The following is a 12,207-nucleotide window of genomic DNA, read 5'->3' as shown; positions in this document are numbered from 1 at the left end:
GACTGATGCTTCAGACATACCCAAATGACATACGGCGCTGTCCGAACAGCGCCGCAGTAATTACTTGATCAACCCTACCCGTGAGAACGTAGGGAAATGGCTGAGCTTGGGCTCAGGCCAGCTCATCCAGACTGCGAAGGCCTTGCCGACGATATTGCGGTCCGGAACCATGCCCTGCTCGTCCTTGGGAATATTGGGATCATCCCAGTAACGGCTGTCGTTGGAGTTGTCACGGTTGTCGCCCATCATGAAGTAGTGGCCGGCCGGCACGCTCCACTCGGTGTCAGGCGGCGTACGGTAGCGGCTCATTTCCTGACGGATCTGGTGCTCGACCTCACCGAGTTTCTCGCTGTACAGCTCAGCGCTGCCCAAGGTGCCCGGCTCGCTGCCAATCAGGGTTCTGGCGACTGGCTGGCCATTGACGAACAACCGTTTGTCGCTGGTGTAGCGAATCTGGTCACCCGGCAAGCCCACTACACGCTTGATGTAGTTGACGCTCGGATCACTCGGGTAGCGAAACACCATGACATCGCCACGCTGCGGATCACCGACCGGGATCACCTTCTTGTCGAGCACCGGCAGGCGGATACCGTACGAGAACTTGTTGACCAGAATGAAATCGCCCACGTCGAGGGTCGGCTTCATCGAGCCCGACGGAATCTGGAAGGGTTCAACCAGAAACGAGCGCAATACCAGCACGATGAACAGCACCGGAAAGAACGACTTGCCGTATTCGACCAGCAGCGGCTCTTTGCTCAAGCGCTCGACGACCGCCATGTCCGGCTGACCGACGCTGCCCTGATAGCTGGAAATGGCCGCCCGGCGCCGTGGCGCCAGGAAGACCAGATCAAGCAGCGCGAGCACGCCGCAGACGAATACAGCGATGACCAACAACAGCGGGAAATTTAGTGACGACATAGGACCCTGACTATTCCAACCTGAGCACTGCGAGGAAGGCTTCCTGTGGAATTTCCACGTTACCGACCTGCTTCATGCGTTTCTTACCGGCCTTCTGCTTCTCGAGCAGCTTGCGCTTACGACTGACGTCACCGCCATAACACTTGGCCAATACGTTCTTTCTGAGTGCCTTGACCGTGGTCCGGGCAATGACCTGACCGCCGATGGCAGCCTGGATGGCCACGTCGAACATTTGCCGCGGGATCAGCTCTTTCATCTTCTCGGTCAACGCCCGGCCTTTGTAGGCGGCGTTGTCACGGTGCACGATCAACGCCAGGGCATCGACCTTGTCGCCGTTGATCAGGACATCGAGCTTGACCAGGTTGGCCGATTCGTAACGATCGAAATGATAGTCCAGCGAAGCATAGCCACGGCTGGTGGATTTCAGGCGATCGAAGAAATCCAGCACCACTTCGTTCATCGGCAGGTCGTAACGCACCTGTACCTGGGTGCCCAGGAACTGCATGTCGCGCTGTACGCCACGCTTTTCGATGCACAGGGTAATGACATTACCCAGGTGCTCTTGCGGCACAAGAATGGTGGCCTGGACGATCGGCTCACGGAAATCTTCTACCGACGACACATCAGGGAGCTTGGACGGGTTGTCGACGTAGATGGTTTCACCGGTCTTGAGCTTGAGCTCGAAGATCACGCTTGGCGCGGTGGTGATCAGGTCCAGGTCGTACTCGCGCTCCAGACGCTCCTGGATGATCTCCATGTGCAGCATGCCCAGGAAGCCGCAACGGAAACCGAAGCCCAACGCATCGGAGCTTTCCGGCGCGTACTGCAGGGAGGAGTCGTTGAGGGTCAGCTTCTGCAATGCATCGCGAAAATCTTCGAAATCATCGGAGCTGACCGGGAACAGGCCGGCATAGACCTGCGGCTGAATACGTTTGAAACCTGGCAGTACATCGACCTCAGGGGTCGTGCTCAGGGTCAGCGTATCGCCCACCGGGGCACCGAGAATTTCCTTGATACTGGCAATGATGAAGCCCACTTCACCGGCCTTCAGATCAGCGGTGGCAGTGTGCTTGGGGTTGAACACGCCAACGCTGTCGACCAGGTGCACCTTGCCGGTGGACTTGACCAGAATCTTGTCGCCCTTCTTGACCCGGCCCTGACGCACGCGCACCAACGACACAACGCCGAGGTAACTGTCGAACCAGGAGTCGATGATCAGGGCTTGCAGCGGCGCGTCGATATCGCCGGTGGGTGCCGGAATGGTCGCGACCAGGCGTTCGAGCACTTCATCCACACCCATGCCGCTCTTGGCACTGCAGGCCACCGCGTCGGTGGCATCGATACCGATGATTTTTTCGATTTCGTCTTTGACCCGATCCGGGTCGGCCTGCGGCAGGTCCATCTTGTTGAGGACCGGCATCACTTCCAGGCCCTGCTCGATGGCTGTGTAGCAGTTGGCTACCGACTGGGCTTCAACACCCTGCCCGGCATCGACCACCAACAGTGCGCCTTCACAGGCCGCCAGCGAACGGCTGACCTCATAGGTGAAGTCGACGTGGCCTGGCGTGTCGATGAAGTTCAACTGATAGGTGATGCCATCTTTGGCCTTGTAGTACAAGGTGACGCTGTGCGCCTTGATGGTGATACCGCGCTCACGTTCCAGGTCCATGGAGTCAAGGACCTGAGCTTCCATCTCACGGTCGGACAGACCGCCGCACATCTGGATGAAGCGGTCGGCCAGCGTCGACTTGCCATGGTCAATGTGGGCGATGATGGAGAAATTGCGGATATGACTCAAATCACTCACGGATCAACACTCAAAAAAGTCGCAGGCAGGTCGCCCGCCGAAAAATAGCCGGGAATTGTACCTGAACCGAAGCGCAGGCGTCACGTTTGCCGCAACGCCCTCCCCTGTCTGCCGGCTACAGGCACGACAAGGGCGGCTTGCGCCGCCCTCTTTTCTTCTCAGCCTGAGTGAATCACTCCGCTAGCTTGAAGGTAATGAAGCTGGCCCGGCCCTGACGCAACACGCGCATGGACACCGAACGGTTCTTCGGCAGGCTCTTGGCCACCTCGGTAAACTGCTTGGCCGACACCACTTCCTGATTATTCAGGTGGGTGATGACATCTCCGCCACGCAGGCCGATCAGCGCGGCAGGGCCGCCCTGCACTTCTTTGATGACCACGCCGCCCTTGAGCTCCAGGCTCTTCTTCTGCTCGGCGGTCAGCTCGATCACCGACACACCCAGGCGATTGCTGCTGCGCTCGGCGCCGGTGCCCGGGATACCCTCTTCCTGACCTTCGTCAGGCAGCGCGCCCACAGTGATGGTCAGATTCTGACGCTTGCCGTCGCGGATCACTTCCAGCTCGGCCTTGCTACCGTCCTTGAGGTTACCGATCAGGTGTGGCAAGTCAGCCGACATGACAATAGCCTGGCCGTTGGCACTGAGGATCACATCCCCCACCCGCAGCCCGCCCTTGGAGGCCGGGCTGTCCTCAAGCACCTGAGCGACCAGCGCACCCGCCGGACGATCAAGCCCGAAAGACTCCGCCAGGTCTTTGTTGACCTCCTGAATCACTACGCCCAACCAGCCGCGATTGACCTTGCCGGTAGCCTTGAGCTGATTGGCAACATCCATGGCCACATCGATCGGGATGGCGAACGACAAGCCCATGAAACCACCGGAACGGGTGAAGATCTGCGAGTTGATACCGACCACTTCGCCTTTCATGTTGAACAGCGGACCGCCGGAGTTACCCGGATTGATCGCTACGTCAGTCTGGATGAACGGCACGTAAGTGTCGTTCGGCAGGCTACGCCCCTTGGCACTGACAATACCCTTGGTCACCGAATGATCGAAGCCGAACGGTGAGCCGATGGCCAGCACCCATTCACCGACCTTGAGGTTGGTGGTGCTGCCCAGCTTGGCGACCGGCAGGTCCTTGCCGTCGATTTTCAACACCGCAACGTCGGTGCGCGGGTCGGTCCCCACCAGCTTGGCCTTCAGCTCGCTGCGATCAGACAGGCGGACAATGATTTCATCGGCACCATCAACCACGTGGTTGTTGGTCAGCACATAACCGTCATTGGAAATGATGAAGCCCGACCCCAATGACTGCGCTTCGCGCTGGCGATCGCCACGCCCCGGCGCACGCTGCCCCGGCGGCATGCCGCGCTCAAGAAACTCGCGGAGCATCGGCGGCAGGCCTTCGAGATCCGGCATCTGCTGGCTGGCCATGCCACGCTCTGGCATTTTCTGGCGGGTACTGATGTTCACCACCGCTGGCGAAGCTTGCTCGACCAACCCTGTGAAATCCGGCAGGTCCTCGGCCTGAGCAGCAACAGCCTGACCCAGCACCAGCACAGCAGCCATGACTGAGAAATAAGATTTCAAGCGTAGTATCGACATACGGCTCCCGTTCCTGACGAGCAAAGTTAAGCAATACAAAGCGACTGTTCCATGAACCTGGCCCTTAGGCCCAGGCACCGCGCTCTGGATTCAGATTCCGGCCGGACTCATTTCTGACAACACCAGAAACGACAAAGGCCAGAGCTGCAAAGCTGTGACCTATAGAAAAAAACGCGTTTGATTGCAACTTGCAAAGCACACCAAACATTTCAGCGATTCATTTCCAGCTCAGGCAAATCGTAGGCCGCAGAACAGCCGGGCGCAAAGTGAAACCTTTTACATTCTGCGCAACGGCTGCCCGCTCGATTCATTTGCTGGCAGGCGTATCGGAGTGACGCATCGACAACGCGATACGCTCGGCAGTGCCGACGGGAATCTCGCCGACCACAGTGACCATCGCCTCGTTCTGCCCGACGCCCAGACGACGTGACACTACCGCCGTGGGACCGAACTGGGTACGAATGTCAGAAGACCGGGTACCGTCAACCGGCTCGACAAATACCGAGAAACGCGCCAGACCGTCGCCGTATAGCTGACTGATGACCCGCGTATGACTGCCCTGCTCTTCGCGAACCGACTGATTGGTCAGCTCGAAGCCCGACGGCAGCCAGTCTGTGTGCCAGGCATTGGAGACCACGGGCTTTTCAACCGGCTTGCTCTTTGCCACCTGCAGAGGCTGACAGTCCCCGCTGGCCTGCAAGACCTTGTCTTCAATCGGCTTGGCAGCGTCGTATTCGACAAACTGGAAGCGCTCCAGCAACACGCCCCGCTCACTGAGCAACAGCGATTTGAGGGCCATGCCGGTTTGGTTATCCAGATGCAGCTCGATACCGTAACGGTGCTGATCCTTGGGCGACATGACCAGAATCGTGGCAGGCCGCCCGGCAACCCGAGAGCTTCCAGCGACTTTCATGTCGTACCAGGCAGATAATTTACGCGCATCGAGAACCCGGCCCGAAGGGTCCGGAAGATTGGCCAGCCCCTCTACGAGCGTGCCGCTGACGCATTGCGTCAGACCATCGACACGCACGATTTCCTGGGCAGAACCATCAAGCTGGAGCAGACGCTCACGGACTTTGCCATCAAGGACCCTGTGCCAGATGCGATGGGTAGAGAAGCTACCGTTACGCTCGTAGACGAAGGCCCCTTGAAAGCTTTGCTGCTGCTCGGCTTGCGCAAGACGCTTGAGCAGATCTTGCGCATTGTCAGCATACGCTGGAACGGCTAGCCATCCACTGAACAACAAAGGTAATAGTAGAGGAGTGGCTCGCATAGGTTTCCTTAGCGGTATTAGCGGTTTTCCAGACTCGCTGCGCGGGCATAAGGCAGTGCACTTTCAGTTTCTTTCAGTGCGGCCTGTTGTGCGTGCTGGCGCAGGTAACCCGGCACACGCTGATCATCAGCACCTGCCTGACCTTCGACCGCACCATTGGCAGCAGGACCGGCCTGCTCAGTGGTGTAGCCAGCCAGCACTGCCGGGCCTTGCGGCTGAGCGACAGACAGGTTTACTGGCTGCTGGTTCTGTTGGGCCAGTTGTGCACCGGTAATCTCATCCTGGTTATACAGACGTACGCCAGCCAGCACCGCCACGGTCACCGATGCGGCGACAGCCAGGCGACCGAGCGTGCGCCATGGACCGCGACCGGGCTTGAGTGGCGAGGCCTCATCGGCGATCGCTGCCGACACAGCCGCCGAGATGTCCAGGTGAGGCATCAGGAGCTCCTTGTGCATCGCTGCACGTGCTACCTGATAACGCGACCAGGTGGCGCGAGTCTCAGCATCGTCAATGGCATTCAATACCCGACGTAATTCCAGTTCGTCCGCTTCGTTATCCATTACCGCGGACAGCGATTCCTGCAGGGCTTCACGACTCATGGCGGGTTCCTCTCTTGGCTAGCGCCGCTGTCTCAGGATTCCTGCAACAACGGCTGCAGGGCTTTATCGATGGCTTCCCGAGCGCGGAAAATCCGAGAACGCACGGTACCCACCGGGCATTGCATGACGCTCGCAATGTCCTCATAACTAAGACCGTCGAATTCGCGCAAAGTTAGAGCCGTACGCAAATCTTCCGGGAGTAACTGGATGGTTCGATGCACGGTGCCCTCGATCTCATCCCTCAACAATGCACGCTCCGGCGACTCGATGTCCTTGAGGCCGTGATCGCCATCGTAGAACTCCGCGTCTTCAGATTTCACATCGCTGTCCGGTGGCCGCCTACCGCGGGACACCAGATAGTTTTTCGCCGTGTTGATGGCGATGCGGTACAGCCACGTGTAGAAGGCGCTGTCGCCGCGAAAATTGCCGAGCGCGCGGTAGGCCTTGATAAAGGCTTCTTGCGCAACGTCTTGAGCTTCATGGGTGTCGTGCACGAAACGCACGATCAACCCGAGAATCTTGTGCTGGTACTTCAGCACCAACAGATCAAATGCTCGCCGGTCGCCGCGCTGAACGCGCTCTACCAGCTGCTGATCCTCTTCCTGGGTTAGCATGAACACTCCTCATTGAGCCTGAAGGAGTGTTGCAACTGCCATCGTTCAGGCTTGCAAACATAGACTCGGGCTTTTGACAAAAGTTCTCCCCCCTCAGGCAAAGTTTCCTGCGGACACTGAGCTGTCCCGCACGAAAAACGCAGCACGAACGAAGCCGGCTGCGCCAAATAATCTTTACGTCGAATCAGCCGCGGATACTGCTCGCGCATGGCCGACGCTGTCCCTTTACAGGCATCCTGCTATTGAGCACGTGGCTCATTGAAAAGTTCCCGTTGCACCAATAACCGCAGGCGTGAGCGCCTGCATGCAGTGACACTCAGGCAATCGACAACGACCACACTGAAAAACGGTATGCACGCACCCGGAGTCTGGCGCACAATCCGGACCCGCCTCTGGTCTCACAATGCCATGAAAGCGCGGGTATTGTGCCGATCCCACCTTACTTATACTAGTGGCCGCTCTACGCGGAATTCATACATGAGCCAACATTTTCAGCATGATGTCCTGATCATTGGCAGCGGCGCGGCAGGATTGAGCCTGGCCCTGACCTTACCCGAGCATTTGCGCATTGCCGTCCTGAGCAAGGGCGACCTGTCCGACGGCTCGACATTCTGGGCCCAGGGCGGTGTGGCTGCGGTGCTCGATGATACCGACACCGTGCAGTCGCACGTCGAAGACACGCTCAACGCCGGTGGCGGACTGTGCAACGAAGACGCCGTGCGCTTTACCGTCGAGCATAGCCGCGAAGCCATCGAGTGGCTGATCGAACAGGGCGTGCCATTTACCCGTGGCGGGGAAGGCGACGAACGGCCTCAAGGGTTCGAGTTTCATCTGACCCGTGAGGGCGGCCACAGCCATCGGCGCATCATCCACGCCGCCGATGCCACGGGAGCCGCGATTTTCAGGACTCTGCTGGAACAGTCCCGGCAACGCCCCAACATCGAGCTGCTCGAACAGCGCGTGGCCGTCGACCTGATCACCGAGCCGCGCCTGGGCCTGCCAGGCCAACGCTGCCTGGGCGCTTACGTGCTCAACCGCAACAGCGGCGAAGTCGACACCCATGCAGCGCGCTTCACCATTCTCGCCTCGGGCGGCGCGGCCAAGGTCTACCTTTATACCAGCAACCCGGATAGCGCTTCAGGCGACGGGATTGCGATGGCCTGGCGCTCCGGCTGCCGGGTGGCCAACCTGGAATTCAACCAGTTCCACCCCACGTGCCTGTATCACCCGCAGGCCAAGAGCTTTCTGGTCACCGAAGCGTTGCGCGGTGAAGGTGCGGTGCTCAAGCTGCCCAATGGCGAACGTTTCATGCCGCGTTTCGACCAGCGAGCCGAACTGGCGCCTCGCGACATCGTGGCCCGGGCCATCGACCATGAGATGAAACGCCTGGGCGTCGACTGCGTTTATCTGGACATCAGCCACAAGCCGGCCGAGTTCATCAAATCGCACTTTCCGACGGTTTATGAGCGCTGCCTGAAATTTTCCATCGACATCACCCGCGAGCCGATCCCGGTGGTGCCGGCGGCGCACTACACCTGTGGTGGCGTGGTGGTTGACAGCCATGGTCGCACTGACGTCCCCGGCCTGTACGCCATCGGCGAGACCAGCTGTACCGGCCTGCACGGCGCCAACCGCATGGCCAGCAACTCGCTGCTGGAGTGCTTCGTCTACGCCCGTTCGGCAGCGGCGGATATCGTGGGGCAACTCGACCAGATCGATATGCCTGCCCAATTGCCGGGCTGGGATGCCAGCCAGGTAACCGACTCGGACGAAGATGTGATCATCGCGCACAACTGGGATGAGCTGCGGCGTTTCATGTGGGACTACGTGGGTATTGTGCGCACCAACAAGCGCCTGCAACGCGCCGAGCACCGGGTACGTTTGCTGCTCGATGAGATTGACGAGTTTTACAGCAACTATAAAGTCAGCCGCGACCTGATCGAACTGCGCAACCTCGCCCAGGTGGCCGAACTGATGATCCGCTGCGCGATGGAGCGCAAGGAGTCCAGAGGCTTGCATTACACACTGGATTATCCGCAACTGCTGCCTGAAGCCCTTGATACCGTATTGGTCCCTGCCAACTACAACGCCTGACTCAAGGACACCTCTCAAGCGTAACGGGCAAACTTGAGTAGCACGCGCAGGCGTCGGTGGGTATCCGGCGCCAGCGCATCACGGGGAATACATACAGAGCGGGTCAACCAGCCACCACCCTGCCCTGCTCGCGGACGAAAGCGCAAGACAATGATCAGCGGCAAAGCCAGGCTGTCGGCAGCGATCTGCACGGGCTGCCAGCCGCGTGCCTGGCTCCAGACCTGCCAGCCATCGTGGGCATGGCGCACACCCCGAAAGGCCCGGGCATGGCTGAGCAGAATGGCTCTGGGCAAGACCCAGGCCGCATGCCCGGCACAGACCAGCCAGCCGAGCAGGGTCAACAGAACGGGAACATCAAGCAGCCAGACAGCCAGGCAGGCCAGCGTCTGGGCCACAAGGTAAGCCGTCAGCAGACTCCTGGAAGCCTGCCAACGGCATTCGAAAGCTTTACTTCGGCTGGACACGATCCAGGATCATACGCACCATGCGCTGCAACTCGGCATCGTCAGATTCGCCACGCTGCATGAACCAGACGAACATGTCCTGGTCTTCGCATTCAAGCAGCCGACGATACAAGGCGCGGTCGACCTCGTTCAGGCTCGCGTAAACCTCCCGGACAAACGGGACCAGCAGTACGTCCAGCTCCAGCATGCCACGACGGCTGTGCCAGAACAGGCGATTGAGCTCTACATCGTCGACCATGAAACGCTCCTCGAAATCCGGCGGCGAGTATACAGGTTTTTGACATCCTCCCCGCCCTAAAGAGCGGGGATTCCTACAGCTAGACGGCGATGCCCCGCCGCGAGAATGTTCCGGGCCGCGTTTACATCGCGGTCGTGGGCTGTACCGCAGCACACGCAAGTCCATTCTCTTATTCGCAAACCGGCTCTACCTTTCGGACTGCTGGTGGAAATGCTTCCACAGCACGAGCAGGTCTGGGTGGTATAGCGCTCGGCTACAACCTCAAAAACAACGCCTGCCCGTTGGCATTTCTGCTCCAGCATTGTCTTGAGTTGGCCCCATCCTGCATCAAGCGTGGATTTGGCCATTTGAGTCTTTACGAGTTTTGCGCTGGCTACATCGCCAACGAAAATGGCGGCGCAGCGCTCAACCAGGGCGGTTGAGAACTTGTGTTGCGCATCCTTGCGCCGGTTCCTGATCCTGGCATGGAGGGCGCGAACACGTGCCCTCTTGCCAGCACGCTGAGCGATGCCCAGCTTCTGCTCCAGGGTGCGATATTGGCGTCCTATCAGCACTTGGCCCTCAGACGTTGTCGCCGCCGCTTTAAGGCCCAGGTCGATGCCAACTGCGGCAGTGCCGATGCACGGCTTGCTCTGAACCTGCACGCAGATATTGAGATACCAGCGCCCCCTGGAATCTTCACTGAAGCTTCCGGCCCGCAGGGCGTACTGGCTTAAACCGTAGCTGTCCCACAGGCCAAACCTGAACCCGGCGAACTGAATCTGGCCGTCCCTGTATTGCAAGGCTCGCGCCTTGAAGGGAATCCAACCCAGGCTGTATTTGGGACTGCTCCTGCTGGACACCCGCCAATTGAGCCTGGAACGCTTGAACTGCTTACGGGCCTTGGCGTAGTCCTCGCAAACCTGCTGCACGGTGGGCGAGCCGATCTGCACGCCGTCGCATTTGCTTAATCCATTGGTCAGCTTTTGCAGGTCAAAACCGGAGAGCCACTGGTGGCGTTCCCGGATGGCGCGATGACTCGTTTCATTGCAGTAGTTCCACACCAGATTGACCTCGCGCGCCATCGCAAGCAGCGTTTTCGCGTGCTTGTCTTTGATTCGGAGCTTGAGGGTCCTGGTGTGGGTCATGGCATGAATTATGGTTTGGTCTTTCAAGCTATGGGTGGCGTTGTCGAATCGGGTGGCTTCACTCAAGAGGGTATCATCCAGACTGCTGCGTAAGCAGTTCGGGGATTTCCACCCCTGGCTCAAGCGAAGGGTGTCCTCTGGTCGCCATCCTACTTCGCCTCCAGCTGCGGCGGCGCGCCGATTGAAATCCTGCGCCAATACATCGAAAAACAGCAGACTCCCAACCAAGACGCCTGCGGCGTCCGCGCTCTCGACCTCGGGCTAAACCCCGAGGCTTCTCGCGCATAGGGTGACCTGGCTCGAATCAGGCTATTTGACATCCGCCCCCTGCGACCGAGGACGGCTACGCCGTCCGCGCTATCCTTCCCCGCCCTGAACGGCGGGGGCTTGTCGCGCCCCGATGGTCAAAAAGCCTTGCATATACCTTTATCGTCATCAGACCACTATGATGTAGGTCATTCCTTTTAGATTTTGCGATGACCATGGCCGAATCAGCTTTTTTCTGCACGTTGTCCCATGAGGGCGTTCTGGCAGTACGCGGCGTAGACGCCGGCAAGTTCCTTCAGGGGCAACTGACCTGCAATATCAACTACCTGAGCCCAACCCGCTCCGGGCTCGGTGCGCGCTGCACCCAGAAAGGCCGGATGCAGTCGAGTTTCCGCATCCTCTTTGAAGCCGATGGCTGCCTGCTGGCCATGGCCAGCGAACTGATCGAGCCGCAGCTGCTGGACCTGCGCAAGTACGCGGTGTTTTCCAAATCCAAACTGACCGACGAAAGCGCTGCCTGGGTGCGCTTCGGCCTGCAAGATGGCGACGATGCGCTGCGCAGCCTGGGTCTGGAACTGCCAGCCGAGACTGACAGCCTGGTGCAGGTCAACGAACTGCTCGCCACACGAGTCAGCCCCGGCCGGGCCGAACTCTGGGTCAAAGCTGAACAGGCCGCTCAGGTTCAGGCGCAACTGGTTGCGCAACTGCCGCAAGGCTCGCTCAACGACTGGCTGCTGGGCCAGGTCCGCGCAGGTATTGGCCAGGTGATGCCTGCGACCCGCGAAGAATTCATCCCGCAGATGATCAATCTGCAGGCAGTCGGCGGGGTCAGTTTCAAGAAAGGTTGCTACACCGGCCAGGAAATCGTCGCGCGCATGCAATACCTGGGCAAGCTCAAGCGTCATCTGTATCGCCTGAGCCTGCAAGCCGAGGAAATTCCCGAGCCGGGCGCCGCGCTGTTTTCACCGGTGCATGCCAGCGCAGTAGGCAATGTGGTGATCGCCGCACGGGCCGCCAGCGGCGTTGAACTGCTGGCCGTACTGCAGGATAACGCCATCGAGGGCGGCCAGGTTCACCTGGGCAGTGCCGAAGGCCCGGCCCTGGAGCTTCTGGATCTGCCTTACAGCCTGGACAGCAAGCTGGAAATCCAGCGCTGAGCCAATCCGGCGGGCCTGCAAGCCCGCCGCATACATATAAAAG

The 12,207-nt window shown here is 59.4% G+C and carries 11 protein-coding genes and 1 pseudogene; 3 read left to right on the top strand and 9 right to left on the bottom strand.

Going from position 1 to position 12,207, the window contains the following annotated elements; genetic code table 11:
* Window positions 1-60: 60 nt before the first annotated feature.
* The 6 genes from lepB to rpoE all read right to left on the bottom strand — a co-directional run bounded on the left by lepB (window position 61) and on the right by rpoE (window position 6,817).
* Window positions 61-918 (bottom strand): signal peptidase I, encoded by an 858-nt coding sequence (lepB, locus tag NJC40_RS12510; protein ID WP_045488418.1) that lies wholly within the window; start codon window positions 916-918, stop codon window positions 61-63.
* A gap of 10 nt (window positions 919-928) precedes the next feature.
* Entirely contained in the window at window positions 929-2,725 is a 1,797-nt protein-coding gene (gene lepA / locus NJC40_RS12505) for a translation elongation factor 4 (RefSeq protein WP_045488415.1), read from the bottom strand.
* 172 nt (window positions 2,726-2,897) lie between these two features.
* Complete coding sequence (locus tag NJC40_RS12500; protein ID WP_253139101.1) at window positions 2,898-4,328, bottom strand: DegQ family serine endoprotease; 1,431 nt, start codon at window positions 4,326-4,328, stop codon at window positions 2,898-2,900.
* Between the two features lie 307 nt (window positions 4,329-4,635).
* Window positions 4,636-5,601 carry a MucB/RseB C-terminal domain-containing protein gene (locus tag NJC40_RS12495; RefSeq protein WP_253113370.1) on the bottom strand — a complete coding sequence of 322 codons (966 nt, stop codon included), beginning with the start codon at window positions 5,599-5,601 and terminating at the stop codon, window positions 4,636-4,638.
* A gap of 17 nt (window positions 5,602-5,618) precedes the next feature.
* Complete coding sequence (locus NJC40_RS12490; RefSeq protein ID WP_045488405.1) at window positions 5,619-6,203, bottom strand: RseA family anti-sigma factor; 585 nt, start codon at window positions 6,201-6,203, stop codon at window positions 5,619-5,621.
* A gap of 32 nt (window positions 6,204-6,235) precedes the next feature.
* The gene (gene rpoE / locus NJC40_RS12485; protein ID WP_045488402.1) at window positions 6,236-6,817 is read right to left on the bottom strand and encodes an RNA polymerase sigma factor RpoE/AlgU; all 582 of its coding nucleotides are present in this window, start codon (window positions 6,815-6,817) and stop codon (window positions 6,236-6,238) included.
* Window positions 6,818-7,294: 477 nt separating this feature from the next.
* Here rpoE and nadB point away from each other — a divergent pair, with 477 nt between their 5' ends.
* Window positions 7,295-8,911: an L-aspartate oxidase gene (gene nadB, locus NJC40_RS12480; RefSeq protein WP_045488399.1), complete on the top strand. Its 1,617-nt coding sequence runs from the start codon at window positions 7,295-7,297 to the stop codon at window positions 8,909-8,911.
* A 14-nt stretch (window positions 8,912-8,925) separates the two neighbouring features.
* Here nadB and NJC40_RS12475 read toward each other — a convergent pair whose 3' ends face one another.
* From NJC40_RS12475 to NJC40_RS12465, 3 genes are read right to left on the bottom strand one after another with little or no spacing between them, the layout of a single operon-like run.
* Window positions 8,926-9,375 carry a protein YgfX gene (locus NJC40_RS12475; protein WP_253139102.1) on the bottom strand — a complete coding sequence of 150 codons (450 nt, stop codon included), beginning with the start codon at window positions 9,373-9,375 and terminating at the stop codon, window positions 8,926-8,928.
* On the bottom strand, window positions 9,359-9,613 hold the full coding sequence (locus tag NJC40_RS12470; protein ID WP_045488395.1) for an FAD assembly factor SdhE: 255 nt from the start codon (window positions 9,611-9,613) through the stop codon (window positions 9,359-9,361). Before NJC40_RS12470 ends, NJC40_RS12475 begins: the two co-directional genes overlap by 17 nt.
* A gap of 56 nt (window positions 9,614-9,669) precedes the next feature.
* A complete protein-coding gene (locus NJC40_RS12465) occupies window positions 9,670-10,806 on the bottom strand; it encodes an RNA-guided endonuclease InsQ/TnpB family protein (protein ID WP_290447560.1) in 1,137 nt (378 codons plus the stop codon).
* Here NJC40_RS12465 and NJC40_RS12460 point away from each other — a divergent pair.
* Window positions 10,775-10,965: pseudogene (locus NJC40_RS12460) on the top strand (transposase); the annotation flags it as partial. The gene NJC40_RS12465 and the pseudogene NJC40_RS12460 sit on opposite strands and share 32 nt — an antisense overlap.
* A gap of 257 nt (window positions 10,966-11,222) precedes the next feature.
* Window positions 11,223-12,164, top strand: coding sequence for a CAF17-like 4Fe-4S cluster assembly/insertion protein YgfZ (gene ygfZ, locus NJC40_RS12455; RefSeq protein ID WP_253139107.1), 942 nt, complete (start codon window positions 11,223-11,225; stop codon window positions 12,162-12,164).
* The last annotated feature ends 43 nt before the right edge of the window (window positions 12,165-12,207 follow it).

It is taken from the genome of Pseudomonas sp. 21LCFQ02 (assembly GCF_024129895.2).
GTDB lineage: Bacteria > Pseudomonadota > Gammaproteobacteria > Pseudomonadales > Pseudomonadaceae > Aquipseudomonas.
Note: the sequence above shows the minus strand (reverse complement) of the source record. Positions and strands in the feature narration are given on the sequence as shown.

Excerpts from the sequence above, each read along its gene's own strand:
- rpoE (WP_045488402.1), bottom strand. The coding sequence starts at position 6,817 with ATGCTAACCCAGGAAGAGGATCAGCAGCTGGTAGAGCGCGTTCAGCGC.
- lepB (WP_045488418.1), bottom strand. The coding sequence starts at position 918 with ATGTCGTCACTAAATTTCCCGCTGTTGTTGGTCATCGCTGTATTCGTC.
- NJC40_RS12470 (WP_045488395.1), bottom strand. The coding sequence starts at position 9,613 with ATGGTCGACGATGTAGAGCTCAATCGCCTGTTCTGGCACAGCCGTCGT.
- ygfZ (WP_253139107.1), top strand. The coding sequence starts at position 11,223 with ATGGCCGAATCAGCTTTTTTCTGCACGTTGTCCCATGAGGGCGTTCTG.
- NJC40_RS12490 (WP_045488405.1), bottom strand. The coding sequence starts at position 6,203 with ATGAGTCGTGAAGCCCTGCAGGAATCGCTGTCCGCGGTAATGGATAAC.
- nadB (WP_045488399.1), top strand. The coding sequence starts at position 7,295 with ATGAGCCAACATTTTCAGCATGATGTCCTGATCATTGGCAGCGGCGCG.
- NJC40_RS12500 (WP_253139101.1), bottom strand. The coding sequence starts at position 4,328 with ATGTCGATACTACGCTTGAAATCTTATTTCTCAGTCATGGCTGCTGTG.
- NJC40_RS12495 (WP_253113370.1), bottom strand. The coding sequence starts at position 5,601 with ATGCGAGCCACTCCTCTACTATTACCTTTGTTGTTCAGTGGATGGCTA.